General features: G+C 64.0%; 19 protein-coding genes and 2 pseudogenes. 14 read left to right on the plus strand and 7 right to left on the minus strand.

The features are described from left to right. The first annotated feature begins 80 nt into the window (after nt 1-80). The 8 genes and pseudogenes from MKZ91_RS01695 to MKZ91_RS01730 all read left to right on the plus strand — a co-directional run. Nucleotides 81-248, plus strand: coding sequence for a hypothetical protein (locus MKZ91_RS01695; protein ID WP_336167325.1), 168 nt, complete (start codon nt 81-83; stop codon nt 246-248). Nucleotides 249-251: 3 nt separating this feature from the next. Next, nucleotides 252-575, plus strand: coding sequence for a hypothetical protein (locus MKZ91_RS01700; protein WP_336167327.1), 324 nt, complete (start codon nt 252-254; stop codon nt 573-575). Then, nucleotides 572-1165, plus strand: coding sequence for a phage adaptor protein (locus MKZ91_RS01705; RefSeq protein WP_336167328.1), 594 nt, complete (start codon nt 572-574; stop codon nt 1163-1165). The genes MKZ91_RS01700 and MKZ91_RS01705 overlap by 4 nt, the downstream gene beginning before the upstream one ends. Further along, nucleotides 1162-1764 carry a phage adaptor protein gene (locus MKZ91_RS01710; protein ID WP_336167330.1) on the plus strand — a complete coding sequence of 201 codons (603 nt, stop codon included), beginning with the start codon at nt 1162-1164 and terminating at the stop codon, nt 1762-1764. The genes MKZ91_RS01705 and MKZ91_RS01710 overlap by 4 nt, the downstream gene beginning before the upstream one ends. Then, the gene (locus MKZ91_RS01715; RefSeq protein ID WP_336167332.1) at nt 1761-3377 is read left to right on the plus strand and encodes a hypothetical protein; all 1617 of its coding nucleotides are present in this window, start codon (nt 1761-1763) and stop codon (nt 3375-3377) included. Before MKZ91_RS01710 ends, MKZ91_RS01715 begins: the two co-directional genes overlap by 4 nt. Beyond that, the gene (locus tag MKZ91_RS01720; protein ID WP_336167334.1) at nt 3374-3820 is read left to right on the plus strand and encodes a GNAT family N-acetyltransferase; all 447 of its coding nucleotides are present in this window, start codon (nt 3374-3376) and stop codon (nt 3818-3820) included. Before MKZ91_RS01715 ends, MKZ91_RS01720 begins: the two co-directional genes overlap by 4 nt. Nucleotides 3821-3825: 5 nt before the next feature. Then, nucleotides 3826-4632, plus strand: a pseudogene (locus MKZ91_RS01725) (tail fiber domain-containing protein); the annotation flags it as partial. Further along, nucleotides 4617-4982: pseudogene (locus tag MKZ91_RS01730) on the plus strand (MBL fold metallo-hydrolase); the annotation flags it as partial. The pseudogenes MKZ91_RS01725 and MKZ91_RS01730, both read left to right, overlap by 16 nt. A 58-nt stretch (nt 4983-5040) precedes the next feature. On the opposite strand, the gene MKZ91_RS01735 reads toward MKZ91_RS01730, so the two are convergent. From MKZ91_RS01735 to MKZ91_RS01745, 3 genes are read right to left on the minus strand one after another with little or no spacing between them, the layout of a single operon-like run. Next, nucleotides 5041-6153, minus strand: coding sequence for an NADH:flavin oxidoreductase (locus MKZ91_RS01735; RefSeq protein WP_336167336.1), 1113 nt, complete (start codon nt 6151-6153; stop codon nt 5041-5043). Between the two features lies 1 nt (nt 6154). Continuing rightward, nucleotides 6155-6547, minus strand: a complete 393-nt coding sequence (locus MKZ91_RS01740; RefSeq protein WP_336167339.1) for a RidA family protein — start codon at nt 6545-6547, stop codon at nt 6155-6157. A gap of 48 nt (nt 6548-6595) precedes the next feature. Beyond that, nucleotides 6596-6988: a RidA family protein gene (locus MKZ91_RS01745; protein ID WP_336167341.1), complete on the minus strand. Its 393-nt coding sequence runs from the start codon at nt 6986-6988 to the stop codon at nt 6596-6598. A 127-nt stretch (nt 6989-7115) separates the two neighbouring features. Between MKZ91_RS01745 and MKZ91_RS01750 the strand changes: the two genes are divergently transcribed. The 3 genes from MKZ91_RS01750 (at nt 7116) to MKZ91_RS01760 (ending at nt 11346) form a co-directional block, all read left to right on the plus strand. Further along, on the plus strand, nt 7116-8105 hold the full coding sequence (locus tag MKZ91_RS01750) for a LysR substrate-binding domain-containing protein (RefSeq protein ID WP_336167343.1): 990 nt from the start codon (nt 7116-7118) through the stop codon (nt 8103-8105). A gap of 79 nt (nt 8106-8184) precedes the next feature. Further along, on the plus strand, nt 8185-10824 hold the full coding sequence (locus tag MKZ91_RS01755) for an SH3 domain-containing protein (RefSeq protein ID WP_336167345.1): 2640 nt from the start codon (nt 8185-8187) through the stop codon (nt 10822-10824). A 315-nt stretch (nt 10825-11139) separates the two neighbouring features. Next, complete coding sequence (locus MKZ91_RS01760) at nt 11140-11346, plus strand: hypothetical protein (protein ID WP_336167347.1); 207 nt, start codon at nt 11140-11142, stop codon at nt 11344-11346. A 334-nt stretch (nt 11347-11680) separates the two neighbouring features. Here the strand turns inward: MKZ91_RS01760 and MKZ91_RS01765 are convergent, their stop codons facing one another. Further along, nucleotides 11681-11977, minus strand: a complete 297-nt coding sequence (locus MKZ91_RS01765; RefSeq protein WP_336167348.1) for a hypothetical protein — start codon at nt 11975-11977, stop codon at nt 11681-11683. 354 nt (nt 11978-12331) lie between these two features. Here MKZ91_RS01765 and MKZ91_RS01770 point away from each other — a divergent pair, with 354 nt between their 5' ends. The 3 genes from MKZ91_RS01770 to MKZ91_RS01780 all read left to right on the plus strand — a co-directional run bounded on the left by MKZ91_RS01770 (nt 12332) and on the right by MKZ91_RS01780 (nt 15025). Continuing rightward, the gene (locus tag MKZ91_RS01770) at nt 12332-12553 is read left to right on the plus strand and encodes a hypothetical protein (RefSeq protein WP_336167350.1); all 222 of its coding nucleotides are present in this window, start codon (nt 12332-12334) and stop codon (nt 12551-12553) included. Between the two features lie 108 nt (nt 12554-12661). Next, complete coding sequence (locus tag MKZ91_RS01775; protein ID WP_336167352.1) at nt 12662-14437, plus strand: SLC13 family permease; 1776 nt, start codon at nt 12662-12664, stop codon at nt 14435-14437. Between the two features lie 108 nt (nt 14438-14545). Then, nucleotides 14546-15025 carry an SRPBCC family protein gene (locus MKZ91_RS01780; RefSeq protein ID WP_336167355.1) on the plus strand — a complete coding sequence of 160 codons (480 nt, stop codon included), beginning with the start codon at nt 14546-14548 and terminating at the stop codon, nt 15023-15025. Nucleotides 15026-15198: 173 nt separating this feature from the next. Here MKZ91_RS01780 and MKZ91_RS01785 read toward each other — a convergent pair whose 3' ends face one another. The 3 genes from MKZ91_RS01785 to aspT form a co-directional block, all read right to left on the minus strand. After that, nucleotides 15199-16878 carry an aspartate:alanine exchanger family transporter gene (locus MKZ91_RS01785; RefSeq protein ID WP_336167357.1) on the minus strand — a complete coding sequence of 560 codons (1680 nt, stop codon included), beginning with the start codon at nt 16876-16878 and terminating at the stop codon, nt 15199-15201. A 273-nt stretch (nt 16879-17151) separates the two neighbouring features. Continuing rightward, the gene (locus MKZ91_RS01790) at nt 17152-18804 is read right to left on the minus strand and encodes a bifunctional aspartate transaminase/aspartate 4-decarboxylase (RefSeq protein ID WP_336167359.1); all 1653 of its coding nucleotides are present in this window, start codon (nt 18802-18804) and stop codon (nt 17152-17154) included. 51 nt (nt 18805-18855) lie between these two features. After that, nucleotides 18856-20544: an aspartate-alanine antiporter gene (gene aspT, locus MKZ91_RS01795; protein ID WP_336167361.1), complete on the minus strand. Its 1689-nt coding sequence runs from the start codon at nt 20542-20544 to the stop codon at nt 18856-18858. Between the last annotated feature and the right edge of the window lie 266 nt (nt 20545-20810).

Genomic DNA, 20810 nt, shown 5'->3' on the forward strand with positions numbered 1-20810 from the left:
CATGGGCGGCGCATCCCCATTCAAGCGAACAATTCTTGCAAGGCGGTTCTTCGGAGCCGCCTTTTTTCATGGAGATTTTTATGTCCGACGCAAAGAAACCGGTGCCTGTCCGTCTCGTCTACGACGTCTGGTTACAGGAGGGTGAGCGCACAGCCGCTGGCACGACCGTGTCTGTCAGCCTCGACGAGGCGAAAGCGCTGATCGCCGCCGGCAAGGCCGAGCGCGCCGATCCGCTGCCAGGAGAGTGAGCCATGGTGATCCGCGATGGAGCCTGGACGCTCTACGATCATGACAGGGTGACGGGGCGCTCGACCTGGCACCTCTTCGACGGGGAGAAGGACGTCTATCGCGTCGATTATCCGGTCGACAATCTGGTGAGCGAGAACCAGGAGGTGCGCAACAGCGCCGAAAAGATCTGGCGAGGCGATTGGCACCGCGTCGCCTCGGTTCCGCACAACATTGCGCATGCCTCGGGCCTGGTGGCCGCGCATTCGCAAGGCGACGACCGCTTCGTCAAGCGCTTCCTCAACGATGGCGACAACCGCGCCTGGCGCACCAAGGAGGGCCGGCTATGAGCATTGCCGACTATGCCGCATTGCTTGTCGATGCCGGCGAATACAGTGGGCGCAACGATATCGCCCATCTGTTTCCCCGCTTTGTTGGGCTTGCGGAACTGAAGCTCAACCGGGTGCTGCGTCTTACCGACATGGAGGCGACGGCGGCGATTTCGGTCGTCGATGGCGACGCGCCGCTGCCGGACGACTATCTGGACGTGCGATTGGTGCGAACAGCCAGCGGCCGGCCGATCCACGCCGTGGCGCTGCAACAGCTGGCCGAGAGCTCCGGGGCCGGCGCGCCGCCTGGATACGCAATCGTCGGCAACCGGATCAAGGCTTTTCCGCCCGCAAGCTCCGGGCTGACCATGACCTACTATCGCAAGATCCCGGCGCTTGCGGCCGCCAATCCGACGAACTGGCTGCTCACCAAAGCGCCCGACGTCTACCTCTACGGCCTGGTCGAGGAGATCGCCATCTGGGAGCGCGATGGCGGCAAGGCGGGCGCTGCCCAGCAATTGAAAATGGCGGCGCTGGCGGGCCTTGGCATTGCTGATGAGCGCGCCCGCTGGGGCGATGCCGAAATGAAAGTCGGAGGTGTCACGCCATGACCCTGCTTTCCGTGATCAACGAGGTCTGCGACATCGTCTCGCTCGACCGGTTCGAGAGTATCTACGGGTCGAACGATCCCAATGCCGAGACCATGGTGGCGCTGGCGCAGGAGGCGGGCGAGGAGATTGCCCGCCGCAGCGACTGGCGGCGCCTTCTGAAGCAGCAGGTGGCGATCATTTCGCCAATGACGCTACCGGCGGACTATCAGCGGATGACGCCGGGCGGTGCTGTCAGGACCGCATCCGGCACTTGCTTCCGGCCCATCGCCAACAGTTCACAATGGGCGATTGTAGACGGGACTGCATCGGCGCAGCCCTATTTCTTCCTGCGTGCCAGCCAGATCCTGTTCTCGCCGGCGGCAGCGGGCGTCGGCGCCGTCGTCGACTACGTCTCGAAAAACTGGGTGCTTGGTGATCCCTATGAAGAGCGGGACACGCTGAAGGCGGACGACGACGGCACAGTGTTTCCCGAGCGGCTGCTTTGCAAGGGCATCCTGTGGCGGTGGAAACGGCAGAAGGGGCTGCCCTATGACGACAGCCTTGCCGAATTCGAGGCCGATCTCCTGCAGGAAATCAACGCCGACAGGGGGGTGTCATGAGAGTGGACGTGAAGCCCGGGCGCATCGGGCAAAGCAATCGTGGCGCAACCAGCATCGGGCGGCAGCAGACCTCGCAGCCCGTTACCTTTCCGGCGCCGGTCAATGGCCTCGTCACGGCCGCTGACATGGCCGCGCAGCAACCGGGATCCGCAACAGTGCTTCGCAACTTTTTCCCGACGCTCGTCGGCTGCCGCATTCGCGGTGGATCCCAGAAACGAGGGCGAGCAGCCGATGGCGGGGCCATTCGAAGCGCCTTCAAGTACAAATACGGCGCCACCGAAAAGCTCTTCATGGCGACGGATGCGGCAATCTACGACATGACGTCGCCGGCAGCACCGCCAGCGACAACGGCAGCCGCCGTCAGCGGGCTTTCGAGCGGCAACTGGTGCACCTTCCAGCATACCAATGCCGGCAGTTCCTTTCTCATTTGCTTGAACGGTGCGGACCAGCGCCGGGTCTATGACGGCAGCAGCTGGACGACGACACCGGCGATCACCTTTACCGACACGACGACGATGGCGCAGCTCAACTATGGCTGGCTGTTCAAGAACCGGCAGTTCTTTTTGAAGAATGCCACGCTCGACGCCTACTATCTGCCGGTCAACCTGATCGGCGGGGCGGCGGCCGTGTTTCCGCTTGGCGGGGTGATGAAGAAGGGCGGCTCGTTGCTGACGGGCTTTTCCTGGTCGCTCGAAAGCGGCGACGGGCTTTCCGATCTCTGCGTCTTCGTTTCAACCGAAGGGGAGGTGGCCGTCTATGCCGGGTCCGATCCCAGTGACGCCAACAGCTTTGCGCTGAAGGGCGTCTACCAGATCGGCCGACCGCTCGGCAAGAATGCCTGGATCCGTGCCGGAGGCGATATCCTGATTGCCACCAGCGACGGGCTGACGCCGATCTCGCAGGTGTTCCAGCGGGACCGCCAGGCCCTGAGCCAGGTTTCGGTTTCACGGCCGATCGAGGACGACTGGCGGCGTGCCGCGAACGCGACGGGTGCCGGCTGGGTGGTGAAACAATGGCCGGAACAGAACCTCGTCTTCATCGCCTTTCCGCCCAACTCGGTCATTGCTGACACGACCTTCGTGCTCAACGTCTTGAGCGGTCGCTGGTCGACGATCAGCAACTGGCGGGCCCGCTGCTACGAAACGCTGCAGGGCGGGCTGTTCTTTGGCTCGGATGACGGGTTCTGCTGGCAGGGGGACACGACAGGAACCGACGACGGGCTGAGTTTCACCGCCGCCTATCTCTCGCAGTTTGCACCCGCCGGCCAGTTCGGCCAGCGGGCGCGGGCAACGCTTGCCCATATGTTCTTTCGCGCCAAGAGCGAGCCGAAGGTGCGGCTGTTTGCCCGCGGCGATTTCGACCGGACGATCCCGTCTTCCACAGCCGTCACAACCGGCAATACCGCGTCGTCGGAATGGGACGTCGGCCTGTGGGATACGGCAGCCTGGGATGCGCTGACGCAGCAGCTTCGCTACAGCTTCCGCCAGAATGTGCGGGCGACCGGCGACATGCTTGCGGTCGGTTGCGCCATCACCTCGGGCGGCGCTGCGAAACTGGACGTCGAGGTGGATCTGGCGACACTTCAGGTCGAAACCGGCGAGGCGAGCACATGAGGGTGGTCTGGGGCGGCAGCCGCGACCCCACGACAAACCAGGCGATCGCCGATTTCGTTGCAAACCATATCGAGGGATGCGAGCGCGGCTTTGCCGATTTCACCACCATGGGTGTCATCGACGCCGGCGGGCTCGTTGCCGGCGTGGTGTTTCACAACTATGCGCCCGAGGCAGGCGTCATCGAGCTGTCGGCGGCTTCGACCAGCAAACGCTGGATGACGCGGTCGGTGCTGAAGGCCATGTTCGGCTACGCCTTCGACGAGATCGGCTGCCAGATGGCGGTCTTGAGGGTCTCCGAGCGCAACAACGGCATGGTCGCAATTGCCAAACGTTTCGGCTTCACGCCGCATTCCATTCCCCGCCTTCGCGGGCGGGCGGAAGCAGAAATCATCTTCACCCTGACAGACAGCGACTGGCGGGCGCATCCCGTCAATCAAAGGTAGGAACCATGGGAAAGCCCAAAGCTCCAAAGCCGCCGGATCCGCGCGAAACCGCGGCGGCGCAGACCGCGACCAATATCGGAACCGCAATTGCCAACGGGACACTCGGTAACATCAACCAGGTGACGCCGGACGGCAGTCTGACCTACTCCCAGACGGGCTCGACGAAGTGGACCGACCCGCTCAACGGCAAGATCTACGACCTGCCGAGTTGGACGGCGACGCAAACGCTTTCGCCGGCGCAGCAGGCAATCAAGGACCAGACCGACGCCGCGGAGAAGAACCTGGCAACGCTGGCCAACAACCAGTCGGCCAGGTTGAACGATCTGCTCGGCCGGCCGATCGACCTCTCCGGCGCGCCGGCAGCCGGTAACCCCGGCGCGATCAAGCTGCCGCAGTATCAGCAATATGGTCCGGGTCCGACGCTGCAGACGTCACTCCCCAATTTGGGCAGCGCTCAAACGGCGGTTGCCAATGCCGGTGCGATCCAGACCTCGCTCGGCAATACCGGCGACATCAGGCGCAGCTACGAGACCAACTTCGATACCAAGCGGTACGAGGACGCGCTGATGGCGCGCATGAATCCGCAGCTGGAGCGGGATCGTGCCGCCCTGGAAACGCAGCTTGCCAATCAGGGCCTGCAGCCGGGATCGGAAGCCTACAACAGGGCGATCGACCAGGCCAACCGGCAGGCGAACGACGCCCGATTTGGCGCAATCCTCAACGCCGGGCAGGAGCAGTCGCGGCAGGCGGGTCTTGCCCAGCAGGCGGCAGCCTTCGAGAACGCGGCACAGCAGCAAGCTTACGGCCAGATGTGACATTGGTCCGGCCGGGCGACGAGATCGTCGGCGGCATGCAAGTGCTCGATACGCGCGGCCATACGCCGGGCCACATCTCGCTGCAGCTCGGCGGTGGCGACGGCGCTGGCAGCGATGGGCTGGTGATCACAGGCGACGCTGCAACCAGCAACATCGTCTTCTTCGAGCACCCCGACTGGCATTTCGGTTTTGATACGGATGCCGAACTGGCACTGAAGAACCGCAAGGCGCTGATCGACCGGGCGGCTTCGGAAAAGCTGACCTTGCTCGGCTATCACTGGGCCTATCCGGGCATCGGGCGGGCCGAACGAGACGGCACGGCATACCGCTTTGTTGCGGCGGCCTGACCGGATGGAATGGAGACGGAAGCAATGGCGGGCATCGTGGTGCCCGCCATTTCGCGTTTCAAAGCCCCAGTTCGCTGTCCTTGATGTCGCTGATCGGGGCCAGGAACGGCAGCTCGAACGGCCGCAACTCGCCTCGACCTGACATGCGGTGCGGCCAGTCGGGATTGACGAGCGCGCCGCGGCCGAGCGCAATCATGTCCGCTCCGTCAGCGATCACCTGTTCGGCGCGTGCAACATCGTGCAGGCTGCCGTTGGCGATGAGGAACAGCTTTGGCGCATGGCGGCGGGCAAGCGTCACAAGCGAGGTGTCGCCGCCTTCGAAGGCCGGCTGCCAAGCCTCGAACTCCGTCACGTGAACGAAATCCAAGGAGCTTTCGGCCAGCGCCTCGAACACGCGGGCAGCACCTCGTTCGCGCTCGGCCCACTTGTGCCTGAAGTCGTTGACCTTGCCTTGCGAAAGGCGCAGGCCGAGCGGCACGCCCGGGCCGATCGCTTCGCGAACGGACTTCGACACGTCGAGCGAGAGACCGAGCCGATCGACGATGTCGCCACCCCAGCGGTCGGTGCGCCTGTTTGAAAAGTCGGTGAAGAACTGATCGAGCAAGTAGCCGTTGGCGCCGTGGACCTCGATGCCGTCGAAGCCTGAGACCTCCATGGCCAGGCGTGCTGCATTGGCGAAACCCTCGATCGCCTCGGCAATCTCCGTCTCGCTGATCTCGCGCGGCAGGGCATAGGGGCCATCGCCGTGGTAGCCGGTCATCTGGCTGCCCTTGGGGCGGATGGCCGAGGGGCCGATTGTGTCGGGACGGTAGGGATTGCCCTGCGCCAGCGCGCCGCCATGCATCAGCTGGGCGAAGATCCGCCCACCGGCTGCATGGACCGCATCCGTGACGCGCCGCCAGGCGGCTGCCTGTTCGGCGTCGGTCAAGCCGGGTTGGTTCCTATAGGTCTGGGAATAGGCCTTGTCGGTGTAGATGCCTTCGGTTGTGATCAGGCTGAAGCCGCCGCGGGCGTAGCGTTCGTAGTAGCGTCGCATGCGGTCACCCGGCACACCCGTGGCCGAGGCGCTGATACGGGTCATCGGCGCGACCGACAGGCGATTGGCAAAGTCGAGCTGCTTGAGCCTGGTGCCGGCGAAAACCGGCGAGGGTGGGAAAAGTGGTGCGTTCATGTCAGCGATCTCCGTCAAGCGCGATCGCTTCGATCTCGATCAGCGCTTGCGATGAAGAGAGGGAGGAAACCTCGACCATGCTTTCGGCAGGATAGGGCGCCGAAAGCCATGTACGGCGCAGTTCGACCATCTTGCCGGCGTTCTCGATGGAACGCAGGAAGATCGTGGTCTTGACGACCTGGTCGAGCCCGGACCCGGCCGCCTTCAGCGCCCGCTCGAGGTTGCGGAAGGCCTGATCGGCCTGGCGATCGAAGTCGCCGATACCGGTGATCCTGCCGTCATCGCCGATCGCGAGTTGACCGGAGACGAAGACGAAGCCATTGGCCCTGATCGCCTGCGACAGGAGAAAGGGCTGATAGGGATCAGGCCGGGTGACGACCTGTTCGAGTGGCATGGGATGTCCTTTCAAGAGCGATGGGGCGTGTCACCTGGCGCGCTCAAGTCAGCGGCCCTGATCGAGCGCGATCGCTTCGATCTCGATCAGGGCGTCCGGCGAATAGAGCGAGGAAACCTCGATGATGCTGTCGGCCGGGTAGGGGGCGGAGAACCACTTGCGGCGCAGTTCGATGATCTTGCCGAAGTTCTCCATGGAGCGCAGGAAGATCGTGACCTTGACGATCCGGTCGAGGCCGGAGCCCGCGGCCTTCAGCGCCCGGCCGAGATTGCGGAAGGCCTGCTCGGCCTGGCGGTCGAAGTCGCCCTTGCCGACGAGTTCGCCGTCATCGCCGATGGCAGCCTGGCCGGAAACGAAGACAAAGCCATTGGCCTTGATTGCCTGGGAAAGCAGGAAGGGTGCGTAGGGGTCCGGCTTTGTGACGACCTGTTCGAGAAACATGGAATGGTCCTTTCATGCGTGAGATTTTCTCAGCTTGGCGCTGTTGCCTTGGCTGTTGAGGGCAATATGCTGGGGCGCAAGCGCGCTGACAAAGGACGATTTCTCAGCCGATAGATGAGCTGAATTCATGCATGGGGACGTGATGAGGAAACTGCCGCCGCTCGGTGCACTCAGGGTCTTCGAGGCTGCTGCCCGTCGCTTGAGCTTCAAGCATGCCGCCGAAGAGCTGAACGTCTCGGCAACCGCCGTCAGCCACCAGATCCGGCAACTGGAGGAATTGCTGGAGGTGAAGCTCTTCGAGCGCGAGACGCGGCAGGTGCACCTGACGGCTGCCGGAAAGACGCTTTTCCCGGTGCTGCGCGAGGGTCTTGATCGCTTCGAACAGGCGATCGCGGATGTGCGCCGCCAGCAGGCTGGCCAGGTGGCGCGGCTGACCTCCACCGTAGCCTTTGTCGCCAAGCGGCTGGCGCCGCTTGCCGGCTCCTTTCGCGAAGCCTATCCCGACTGGACGCTGAGGCTCGATGCCTCCAATCGCACGGTCGATCTGGAGGCGGATGCCGATGCGGCCATCCGCTATGGTGGCGGGCACTATCCCGGCCTCGTCACCGAACCGCTGTTTGCCGATCGCTTCGCGCCGGTCTGTGCGCCGCGCCTGGCGCCGGCAAGTGCCGCCGAGCTCAAACGATCGACGCTCATTCACTTCGACTGGGGCGCCTCACGCCGCAATGATCCGCGCGCGCCGGTCTGGCGGCAGTGGCTGGAACGGGCCGGCATCACGGATGTCGATGCGAATGCGGGACTTTCGTTTACCGACGAGATCCACGCCGTCCAGGCGGCGGTCGCGGGTCAAGGCATCGCTCTCTTGAGCCTTACCCTTGTGGCGGAAGAACTCGCCTCGGGGATTCTCGTCCAGCCGTTCGAGCTGACGCTCGACAGCGACCGCTACGATCTCGTCTACAGCCCGCGTATGGCGGACCGGCCGGCAACCAAGGTGCTGCGCGCCTGGGTGGCGGAGCAGTTTTCTGGACGTCGCGGCATGGCGCCGTCTTTGCGGGCGGACGCGGACACCGCCGCCGATGGTGCGGGTGACACAAACACCGCGCCCACGGCCGGGTGATCGTCTGGACGAACGCTGTATTGCGGCGTAACCTGCCTACGCTCTTGAAAGTAGAGCTGCATTCAACACAGAGGCAGCCATGCGTAGAGTGATTTCCTATCTCACCGTTGCTTCATTTGTCTCCACATCTGCCTTCGCCGATCCCGCCACGCTGACGGCCAATGTCAATTTCAGGACCGGTCCGGACACGGGCTTTGCCTCGATGCGGGTCATTCCCCAGGGCGAGGAGGTCGATATCAAGGACTGCGATACCGCGGCGACGTGGTGTGCCGTGAGCTACTCGGGGACAAATGGTTTTGTCGCCGGCAAGTACCTGCAGCAGTCCGATGCCGCGACGCCGGCCTGGCCAAAGGTCTTCACCTCGGATGCCGGGGCGACGCTGACGCTCTATCAGCCGCAGGTCTCCGATTGGCCCGATTTCAAGCAGCTCGACGCCCTGATTGCAACCGAGCTCAAGATGACTGCCGATGCGAAGCCCGCCTATGGCATCATCGCCGTCACCGCCAAAACCGTGGCTGACGACGACAGCGGCAACGTGACGCTTTCCGACGTGAAGGTCACGCGCGTCGACTTCTCGACGCTCGAACGTGAGCAGCTTTCCGATCTCGCGCTCGAGGTGGGCAAGATCCTGCCGACCGACCCGATCATTGTCTCGCAGGAACGGCTGTCGGCCAGCCTGATGGATTACAAGCGGCTTGCCGACGTCCCCGACATCAAGGCAGATCCGCCGCCGATCTTTACGAGCGAAGCGTCTGCGATCCTGGTTCAGACGAATGGCGCTGCGGTTCTCGCCCCGGTCAAGGGGGTAAAGGGTCTGTCCTTCGTCACCAACACCAACTGGGATCTGTTCAAGGTCGATGCCGACAACACATACTATCTTCGCGACGAGAAGAGTTGGCTGAAGTCCAATACGCTCGAAAGCGGCTGGGTTGCCGCCGACACGCTTCCGGAGCTTTTTTCCACTCTGCCCGACGATGAAAGCTGGAAGGAGGCAAAGGCGGCGCTGCCGCCGACCGCTGCTGCCGACAAGGCCGTGCCGCGGGTGTTTTACTCGGACAAACCGGCAGAGCTGATCATCTTCGACGGAAAACCGGTGCTTGAGCCGGTCAAGGGTACGGAGCTCGAATGGGCGTCGAACACGAGGAGCGGCGTTTTTTACGACAAGCCAGGCAAGGCCTGGTACACGCTGCTCTCCGGGCGGTGGTTCTCGTCGGCTTCGCTTGACGGCCCCTGGACCTTTGCCACGCCCAGTCTGCCCGCCGATTTCGTGAACCTGCCAAGCGACGCGCCATACTCTGTCGCCCGCGCTTCGATCCCTGGAACCTCTGAAAGTGCCGAGGCGCGGCTCAGGGCCAGCATCCCGCGCATGGCGCGTGTTTCGACCGATGGCTCCGTCAAGGTGGAGCCGACCTATAGCGGCGAGCCGAAGTTCGTGCCGATCGAAGGCACGTCGATGTTCTATGCGGTCAATTCGAACGAACAGGTGATCAAGGTCGGCGACAAGTACTTCGTGCTCAAGGACGGGATCTGGTTCGTCGGCGATACGCCGACCGGACCCTTTGCGGTTGCCCGTGCGGTGGCAGACGAGATCTATACGATCCCGCCGTCCTCGCCGGTTTACAACGTGACCTATGTCAGGGTCTACGACACCGAGGCCGACGCCGTCTGGTATGGCTACACACTCGGCTATCTCTACATGTATCTGGCCTGGGATACGCTCGTCTGGGGCTCTGGCTGGTACTATCCGCCCTATTGGGACTACGACGACGGCGGAGACTGGCCGCCCTACTATCCGCCGCCGATCAGCTATGGCGTCGGCGCGTTCTACAATCCCGCCTACGGAACCTTCGGGCGCTATGGATACGCCTATGGCCCGAACCGGGGTCTCGTTGTCGGTGCCGGCTATAATCCGAAGACCGGCACCTATTTCCGCGGTGGTGCGGTGGCGGGGCCGGCTGGCCAGAGAGGCTTCGTCGCCGCTTACAATCCAAGCACCGGCAATGCGGCAATTGCCCGAGGCGGGCAGGGCGTCTACGGCTCCTGGGGAAGTGTCTCCGTCAAGCATGGTGGCGAGTTCGCCAAGATCAGCGGTGGCTCGACCGGCTCGGCCGGCGGCCTTCGCTGGAAGAACACCGGGGGCAACAGCGGCTTTGTCGTTGGCGACAAGGGTGGCGATGTCTATGCCGGGCGCAACGGCAATGTCTATCGCCGCGAGAACGGCCAGTGGCAGAAGCATACGCCGGATGGCTGGCAACCCGTTGAACGCCCGCAGCGCGAAGACCTGAGGAATGCCGCCGGTGGCGCAATAGCCAATCGCCCGCAGGCCGTGCAGCGCAGAGAGGGTGGCGCCGTCAACAGGCCTGCCACTGGTCGCAACCGGCCACAGGTGCGCGAGCGTGCGCCGGACTATCTCGCGATCGACCGGCTTGGACGAGAGTTCGGCAACCGCAATGAACTGAGCCGCAGCTATGGCCGGCGTTTCCCGGAAGCCGGCGGCGGCTTCCAGAATTTCGACCGTGGTGGCGGCGGGATCTATGGCGGCGGCGGCTTCGGCGGTGGAGGCGGCAGCTTCAGCGGCGGTGGGCATCGCGGCGGTGGCAGCATCCACGGCGGCGGCAATCGTGGCGGCGGTGGCTTCAGCGGTGGAGGCGGTCGCCGCGGCGGAGGTGGCATGCCCAGAGGTGGGGGCGGACGCGGCGGCGGTGGTCGCGGTCGCTAACAGCGCTCTTGCGCGCTAACGCGCAGGCACAAACGCGCCGCCGGACGGCTCCGCCTGGGGCGGGGCCAACGTCGATCCACCGAGGATCTGAGGCGTCGCGCGGCAGAACCGCCTGTCGCCATTTCGGGCAACGCATGGGCCGTGACGATTCCGGCCGGATTTCAATCCCTTGCAGGCCGTGAACGCTGCGCGGATACGCAAGCGGCCGCTCTATCCGCCGAAGGGTTAGCCCTTTTGCGCTCCCGTCTAATCCTTGACCACAACCATAGCTGTGAGACGCTGGGGCCTCGCGGTTGTATTGCGTCGGAGGCGAACATGAAGTTCTCAAAGTCGAAGAAGAAACATCCCGGAAAAATGCACAAGGTCAGCGGAGCCATCGATCGTATCGACGATGGCATCAGCTACCTCGGGCGCCGTTATCCGGGCTTCTCCTATCGCGGCATCTGGACCAATGAAGGATGCCCGGGCACGTTCGAGGCATGGCTCGCCAACCGCGGCGTCATGCCCAAGCTGCATCCCTAGGGCCGTTCCACACGGTTGACCGGCAGCCGCGGTTTCCCGCCAGATGTCTGTCGCCGTGCCCAGGTTCCGGCCCGCTTGCCGCGGCATCGCCGCCGGGCGTGGATCGGCTGCAATGCGACCCACGGTCGCTGCCAATCCGGTGTTTCTGCCCGGATCCGATTTCATTTGCGCACAGTTGCTTCGTCGCGTGTTCGGCCACAAGTCGCGCGCTTAAGGTCTTTGACCCGTGCGGTCAGGCCCCCGTGCGGCCGATGCGCTCCGGATGCGGCTGCTCGCAAGGCGAAGGATCCCGCTCCTTGCCATCAGGCTCTTCCGGCACCTCTCCTTGATAGCATCAGTCGAAGTCGAAGATATCGTCCGGCTGCCAACGCCGGCTGGTCAGCCGCAGGGAGCGATCGGGCTCGATGATGTAGGTCTCGTAGACCTTGCGGCCGTACTGATCAATGAACTGGTGCGGTACGATGCTGCCAACCGGCGCCTTCTTCAGCTTGGTGCGCGGCTGGCCGCCATAGGTGATGCTGCCGGGGATCGGCTCGAGATTGGGCGAGTAGCCGTAGTAGGTGGGACCGGCAGAGGCCGTGCAGCCGCCGAGAATGAGAGCGACGGAGAGTGCGGCAAGGGCATGTTTCATGTCGGCGATCCTCGGTTGCGTTTGGCCTGGCGATTCCTCGCGAAAGCGTGATGAACGGTCGTTGCGGGCAAGGTCCAGAACTTTCTTCTAAAGTGTAGCGCTTAAATGGAAATTTCCAAGTTCCGGCCATGCGCGCGCGGTGCGCGCTGCTTGCGCGCCTCCGGCATGCTTGCGTCTGTGCAAAGTTGCATTTCGTTGGTTGCGGCCGGTATTGGCGCAACCTGCCGTTCCCATGCTCCTGGATCGCGACGGGGGTAGCTTGGGGGGCGCAATGGCAGCGTGGCGTTGTGCGATCGAGGCAGGGAGGCATGGGCCGGTCGGCAGCAACGGTTTGAGCCGAACTTGTCGCGAGGAATGACCATTGCCCTGCGCGGGCAGAATGCCTGGCGGGTGGTGGGCCTGTTTCCAAACGGCAAGACGCGCGACGCTGGCTTCGATCCATCGGAGGCCGCCGTCCTCGAAACCAGCGAGCGATGTTGCGGCGAGGCCGTCATTTCCATGTTTCGACGTTCCAGCGGGCCATCGGTTTCGCGCCCATACCCAGATTTGTCGCTGAGGCGAATTCCGATTTTGTGAAACATGGGTTACGTCTTCACTGTACTTCAGCGTGGATCGCGCGTTTCGGCCTGGCGCCGGCAGCGCACTCCCGTCGCCGCCAATCCTCTTGCCGGATCCGGATATTGCATGACAGCCGAACAGTCTCTCGCGTTTATCGTCATCGGCGCCATGATGGCCTTCTTCATCTGGGGGCGGTTTCGCTACGACGTGATTGCCTGTTCGGCGCTGATGCTGGCGGTTGCCGTCGGCATCGTGCCCTATGACCATGCCTTTGACGGCTTCAGCGACGATATCGTCATCATCGTCGGAAGTGCGCTGATCGTCAGCGCCGGCGTTGCGCGCTCGGGCATCGTCGATGCGGCGATCCAGCGGTTCCTGCCCAATATCTCGTCGGTCAGGGCACAGCTGGCGCTGCTCGTCATCACCGTGACGGTGCTTTCCGCCTTCATCAAGAACATCGGGGCGCTGGCGATCATGCTGCCGGTCGCCTTCCAGTTTGCCAGGCGCTCCAACGTCCAGCCCTCGGTGTTCCTGATGCCGATGGCCTTCGGTTCGCTGATCGGCGGGTTGATGACCCAGGTCGGCACCTCGCCGAACATCGTCGTCTCGCGCGTGCGCCAGGAGCTGACCGGCGAGAGCTTCACCATGTTCGACTTCACGCCCGTCGGTGCGACGCTGGCACTGGTGGGCGTGATCTTCCTGCTCTTTGCCTACAAGCTGGTGCCGCAGCGCTCCAGCAGCCAGGTTTCCGTGCACTCGGCGATCGAAATCACCGATTATACGTCGGAGGCCGTGGTTGCCGCCGGTTCGCCGGCGATTGGCAAGCCGCTCAACAATCTGGTCAAGCTTGGCGACGGCGGCGCGGTCGTCATCGGCATCTTTCGCCGCGGCCTGCACCTGGCGCCGTTGCCGGATGTCACGCTCGAGGCCGAGGATATCCTGCTGCTCGAAGGCGGGCCCGCAGCGCTCGACCGCATCGTTTCGCAAGGCAAGCTGAAAATCGCCGGCGACCGCTCGCCCAACGCCCGTGAGAAGGCGGATGCCGAGATCGAGGCGGTGGAGGCGGTTGTCGGCAGCGGTTCGCCGCTTGAAGGCATGTCGGCGCAACGGCTGGCGCTGTTCAACACCCACAACATCAACCTGCTGGCTGTCAGCCGGCAGGGAGAAAGGCTGAAGCAGCGGCTCGGCAGCATACGCCTGAGGGCCGGCGACGTCGTGGTGCTGCAGGGCGCGCGGCGCGAGCTGACCTTGTTTCTGCAGGATTTCGGCTGCCTGCCGCTCGCCCAGCGCGAGATCCTGCTCGGCACGACCCGCAAGGCGCCGCTGCCGCTTTTGGTGCTGGCCGCCGCCATGGGCTCGACGGCCGTCGGCCTCGTGCCGGTGCCGATCGCCTTTTTCGCCGCCGCCCTTGCCATGGTCGTCCTGCGCATCGTCCCCTTGCGCGATTTCTACCGCGCCGTCGACGGGCCGATCCTCGTGATGCTGGCAGCACTGATCCCGGTCAGCGATTCCTTGCGCACGACCGGTGGCACCGACGTCATCGCCGGGTGGCTCGGCACCATTGCGGCCGGCCTGCCGCCGGCGGGCGCATTGACGATCATCCTGCTTGCGGCGATGGCGGTGACGCCGTTTCTCAACAATGCGGCGACCGTGCTCGTCATGGCGCCGATCGCCGCGAGCTTTGCCGGCACGCTCGGCTACAAGCCGGAAGCCTTCCTGATGGCGGTCGCGATCGGCGCCGGTAGCGATTTCCTCACGCCGATCGGCCACCAGTGCAACACGCTGGTCATGGGGCCGGGCGGCTACAGGTTCAGCGACTATCCGCGCCTCGGCCTGCCGCTCTCGTTCGTCATCGTCATCGTCAGCATCCCGACGCTGATGCTGGTGTGGCCGCTGCGTTAGGCATGATCCATTCTCTCGCAGAGAAAGCAGTTACCATGTACAGGTAAGCGTCAGGCGGCGAGAGCCGCAGGCCCGCCTGCCCGTGAGCGACAATGGGGAGAAGACGGCATGTGCCCTAAGCCCACCGGCCACGTGCGTGGCAATGACCTGATCCTCATACGCACCTTCAGCGCACCCATCGATGGCGTCTGGACGAGCGTGACCAAGTCCGAGAAGACCGCGCTCTGGTTCGGCCGGTGGGAAGGCGAAGCAGGTCCGGGCAAGACCGTGCGGCTGCAACTGCTCCATGAGAAGGGGCAGCCGTGGACGGATGTGCTGATCGAAGACTGCGAAGCGCCCCGACGCTTGGTCGTGGTCATGAAGGACGACTACGGCGAGTGGCGCATCGAGCTGACGTTCACGCAGACGGACGACACGACCGAATTGCGCCTGGTGCAACGCCTGAGCGATCCGAAGCTCGCGGGTGACGTGGGGCCGGGCTGGGAATACTACCTCGACATGCTGGTTGCTGCATACGCCGGCAAGGCCCTGCCGTCGTTCGCAGATTACTACCCCTCGCAGAAAGCGCACTATCTGGAAGGCGCATAGATCCGGTGAGTTGCCAGACGGACGGAAGCATTCGATGCGCGATTGCCGGCGTTGCCCATAGGGGCAGTGTTGCGTGAGGCGATAGTGTTGCATTCGCCAAGGTGCAGGCCGTGCCGTCTCGGCCTTCACGATCGGCAAGCGCGCGAAATATCGGTGCCCTGCCGAGCCTGTTTCTACCCAAGCACCGTAACGAGCACTGCACCCCAGAGCGCAAGCAGCACGTTGCCGATCGCGTAGCCGAGGCCATAACCCAATGTCGGGACCTTGCTTCCCGCCGCCTCCTGCACGGCGGCGAGCGCCGGTGCCGAGGTGCCGGCGCCGCAGCAGGTGCCGGCGAGCACGCCTTCGTTCATGCGGAAGACCCAGCGACCGAGGGCAAGAGCGGCGAGGTGCGAGATCACGCAGATCAGCGCGCTGGCGATGACCAGCGCCGGACCGGACTGGACGAGACCGGCGACGAAACTCGGACCGGCCGAAATGCCGACGCAGGCGATGAAGGCGCAGAGCCCGACGCTGTCGAAGAACCAGAGGGTCGCCTCCGGCACGAAGCCGAAGGTGCGCCGGACCGAGCGCAGCCAGCCGGCGACGAGGCCGGCGATCAGGACGCCGACGGCGACACCGAGGCCAATCTCAAGCGCGCCGAGTTTCAGTGCGGGGATGCCGATGAGGCCGCCGAGGAAGATGAAGACGCCGACAAAGACCATGTCGGTGGCGGACGTCTCGCGGTCGGCATAGCCGAGAAGTGCCGCTGCATCCTCGACATGGCGCCTGGCGCCGGCGATCGACATCACGTCGCCGCGCCGGACGGTCAAGCCCGGAAAGATCGGGATCGGCTGGCCGGCGCGCAGGATGCCGCGCAAAAAGACCGAGCGCGCCTCCGGCCGTTGCCTCAGCTCCCACAGGCGTTTGCCGCCCACTTCCTTGTTCGTCACCACCACGTCGAGCACTTCGACGGGAATGTCGAGCAGCGTGCGATCGTCGACCTCGGTTCCGATCCTGCTGGCGTATTCGACGAGGAAGCCGCGCAGGCCGGCGACGGCGATGATGTCGCCGGCCTGAAGCCGCTCCTTGGGCGTGGGCGTGATGATGTCCTGGCCCCGCCGGATCTGCTCGATATAGGCCTTCTGGCTCTCGGGAACTTTCGCCTCCGCCTCGGCGACAGTCAGGCCCACCAGCGCATCGGCGATCACGAAGGCGCGCGCCTCGATCTCGCGGCGGGCAGTGTCGCCGTTGGTCTGCGGCGTTATGTTCAGCTCTGCCTCGAGTTCGGCGCAGGCATCCTTCAGGCTGCGGCCGAAGAGGCGCGGCGCCAGCTGCGACTGCACCAGGATGGCGCTGACGACGCCGACCAGATAGGCGACGGCAAAGCCGGTCGCGACGGCCGATTCAAACTGGCTGGCAGCCTCCGGTGTCGGCGCCGTCTTGCGGAACGTGTCGATGGCAACGCCGACGGTTGCCGATTCCGTTGCCCCGCCGGCGAGCACGCCGGCCGCCGTGCCGAGATCGAAGCCGAAGAGGATGGAGAGGGAGATCGCGACACCCAGCGCGACGACGCAGAGCGTGACGGTGACGGCGATCTGCGGCAGGGCGTCGGCATTCAGGCTCTGGAAGAATTGCGGGCCGGTGCGATAGCCGATGGCGAAGAGGAAGAGCAGGAAGAAGGCCTGCTTGACGTCGTTTGACAGTTCCGCGCCGGTCTGGCCGATCAGCACGCCGGCGAGCAGGCAGCCGGTGACGGCGCCGATGGTGACACCGAAGATGGTGATCTTGCCGATCGCGTAGCCGATGCCGAGCGCCAGGAACAGGGCCAGTTCCGGATGCATGCGCAGAATGTTGAAAACGGTGTCGATCACGCGCGCGGTGCCTCTTGTTTGCCTGCCGAAGAGGGCGCTCTCCAGCCGGATGATACGCTGCCTGCTCAAGCCCCGCGGTCGATGGAACGCTGACGGGTGCCCGCAGCACTGTACGTTTTCTGCGTGTCCTCACTCTTGCTTGGCGAAGCGCGAGAGGGAACCTGCAGCGGCATGCAAGACATTCACGTCGGAACGCGGGGATGCGATGGCCGAGGCAAGCGCTGGCCAGGCGCGGGTGCGGCGGCCGGGCAGGCAGCCCGGCCGCCGCAGTCCTTAGCTGATCTTCAGGCCCTTGGCCGCCTGGTAGGTCTGCACATAGCCGCGGGCGACCGAGCGAACCGCGCGGCCGATCTGCGAATAGGCATCGTCATTGAGGTTGGCGAAGGAGACGCGCGCCGACCAGTTCGGCGCATCGAAACCGGAGCCGTTCAAAAGCACGATGCCGTGGTCCTCGGCCAGCCGGAACGGGATGTCGAGCGGGTGGATGTTGTCCTTCACCCAGGTGACGACATCTTCGCCGACATATTTGCGCAGCCAGAATTCGAAATCGATGATGCCGTAATAGTGGTCGAAATAGATGCCGGGATTGGACTCGACGCCCATGCCCTCGACCAGGTTCCAGAACCGTTTTGTGCAGATGGCGATGCAAGCCTTCTGGTAGAGCTTCTCGACATCCATCAGTTCGACGACACTGAAGAGCGTCATCATCACCTGCTGCGGCAGCGACAGGCCGGCGGTGTGGTTCAGCGCCACGTCGCGGCTGTCGGCGACGATGCGGTCGATGAACTTCACCTCGCGCGGCTTCGGCGTCATCGCCTTGTAGCGCTTTTCGAGCTGCTTCTGGATCGGCTCGGCATGGGCCTTGATCTTTTCGTCGAAGATGTTGTCCTCAGCCACCGCAATGACGCCGAGGCGCCAGCCGGTGCAGCCGAAATACTTCGAATAGGAATAGACGCCGATCGTGTTGCGCGGCAGATGGCCGAGCAGCGACTGGAAGCCCGGAACGAAGGTGCCGTAGACGTCGTCCGTGAGCACGATCAGGTCGGGGCGCTTCTTGTTGACGAGGTCGACTAGGCGCTTGATCGAATCCGGATCCATTGCAACGGCGGACGGGTTGCCGGGGTTCACCAGGAACAGCGCCTTGACCTTGGGGTTTTCCAGCGCCTTGATGTCTTCGTCGGTGAACTGGAAGCGGTCCTCCTGCTCGGCGCTGACATTGATGGTCTTGAGGTCGTAGTCCTCCAGTTCCGGCATTTCGAGATAGGGTGTGAAGATCGGCGTGCCGAGCGCGATCGTGTCGCCGGCGTTGAGCAGGCGGGCGTTCTTCAAGGCCTTGAAGATGTAGCACATGGCGGCGGTGCCGCCTTCGACCGGGTAGAGGTCGAACTTCACCTTCGGCCGGTGGCCGGCGCACATTGCCCACATCAGATATTCGTGGGTGATGATCTCGTTGTGGTGCAGTGCCCGGTCGGGCACCGGATAGTTGTCGCCGATGATCGAGTCCGTCAGCTCATGCACGAAGCCATCGGGATCGAAGCCGAAGGTCTTGATGGCATAGGCGACGGCATCGCCAAGGGTCTTTGCCGCCGGGATGCCTTCATCCTCTTCGTCCACGGTTTCCGTGGCCTGGAGCTGTTTCTTGATCCATTTCTGGAAGCGGGCATGGGCGCCATCCTGCGGCGGCATGCCGGCGACACCGGCCTTCGGATCATAATAGGCGCGCTTGGCTTCCGTCAGCGCAAACTGGCCGAGCAGGAAGAAGGCCTCGCGGGCGCGCGTCGCCGTCCAGTTGGGGTTGCCGCGACCGGCGTTGAGGAAGGCCTTGGCGGATTTCTGCGAGCTCGACTTGGCGAGCTTGATCAGTTCGTCCTTGATTTCGAACGGGCTGAGATCGGAAATGCTGTCGTAGAATTTGCGGTCCAACATGATAAACACTCCCTTGAACTCTGAACGATGGTCCGTGTTCGCCGGCTCGCCTCAGGCGAGCATGATGACGATGACAAGGCCGAAAATGGTAAGCAGCGTGTTGCCGATGGCGTAGGGCATGCCGTAGCCGAGGGCCGGCACCTTGCTCTTGGCCGCCTCCTGGATCATGCCGAGCGCCGCCGTCGTGGTCCTGACGCCGGCGCAGGCGCCAAACAGGATCGCCGGGTGGAACTTGAAGACATAGTGGCCGATCAGCACCGAGGCGATCATCGGGATCGAGGTTGCGACCACGCCCCAGATGAACAACGAAATGCCGACTTCCTGCAGCCCCGCGACAAAGCCCGGGCCGGCGCCGATGCCGACGACGGCAATGAAGATGTTGAGGCCGAGCGTGTTCATCAGCCACAGCGCCGGTGACGGGATGCGGCCGAAGGCGGGGTAGGTGGTGCGCAGCCAGCCGAGCACGAGGCCGGCAAGCAGCGCGCCGCCGGAGGTGGAAAGCCCGATCGGGATGCCGCCGATCGTGATCGTCAGCGCCCCGATCATCGCGCCGATGAAGAGGCCCCAGCCGAGGAAGGCGATATCGGTGGTTTCGACCGGGCGATCGGCAAAGCCCAATGCCTTGATGGCGGCCTCAACGTGCCGCTTGGCGCCGCCGATGGTGACGATGTCGCCGCGCTCGACGGTGGTGCCGGGAAGAACCGGGATCTCGACCAGTGAGCGGATGATCTTGCGGGCATAGACGCCGCGCGCCCAATCCATGGTGCTGACTTCGGCAAGCGTCTTGCCGGCGAGCGCCTTGTTGGTGACATAGACGTCGACGACCTCGGCCTCGGCGTTCAGCAGTTCCTTGTCCTCGACCTCGACCAGCTTCGAATCGAGGTTTTCGACCAGCACGGCGCGCCTGCCGGAGAAGGCGACGACGTCGCCCGGCTGCAGCACGGTGTTGCCGTCGGCCTCAATGATCTGGTTGCCGCGCCGCAGGCGTTCGACAAAGACGCGGACGCCGGGAAGGAGGTCCTTGACCGGTTTCCCGGTGAGACCGCTTGCCTGGTCGACGCGGTAGGCGCGAAGACCGAAATCATGATAGGCGCGGGTAATGCCGGGCTCGCTCGCCTCGGTGCCGCCGCCGAGCTTGGCCTCATATTCCTTGCAGGCGGCCGGAAGGTCGATGCCGAGAAGCCTCGGGCCCAGCTGGGCAAGAATGATCGCCGAGCCGATCGTGCCCCAGATATAGGTGACCGCATAGGCGATCGGAATCTGGTCGGCAAAGGTCTTGGCCTGTTCGGGCGTCAGCCCGAGCGAATTGATCTGGTCGGTCGCAACACCGATCGCGGCCGAAATCGTCTGCGATCCGGCATACATGCCGGCGCCATAGCCGAGCGGCAGGCCGGCGATCAGCGCGCAGAGATAGGGCACGATCAGGCAGAGCACCAGGACCGAGAGCGCAAAGGCGATCTGTTTCGGCCCATCGGTGCTCAAGCCGCGCACGAATTGCGGTCCCACGCCATAACCAACGGCAAACAGGAAGATCAAGAACAGGGTGGATTTCAGGTCACCGGAAACCTGGATGCCCAGTTGCCCGATGAGAACGCCCGCCAGCAATGTGGCGGTGACGTTGCCGAGGTTGAAGCCTGCGACCTTGATGGGGCCGATCAGGAAGCCGATGCCGAGGGCGAGAAAGACGGCAACCGGAGGATAGGTCCGAAGCGTCTCGACGAAGAAATCGATTGGGTTCACTGCTATCCCCTGTCGAAAGTTGAATTGCCGTCACTTCATTTCGGGACTTGCGCGGCCAGGTTGATGTGGTGGTGGTGTATCGATGCCCAATCCCAGCTTCGGCGCCAATCCCAGCTTCGGCGATTGTCGCTTCGGTCGGTGATTTTCTCAACGGTCATGGGGTTACGTGAGCGTAACGTACGTTACGTTTCAGTGCTTTGCCGGGAATGCGGCTTCCAGGTGGCGGTGTCCTCGATGCCCAAGAACGTTGCTCCCGCCAGATCCCT

This window comes from Ensifer sp. MJa1 (assembly GCF_037026475.1).
Classification (GTDB): Bacteria; Pseudomonadota; Alphaproteobacteria; order Rhizobiales; family Rhizobiaceae; genus Ensifer.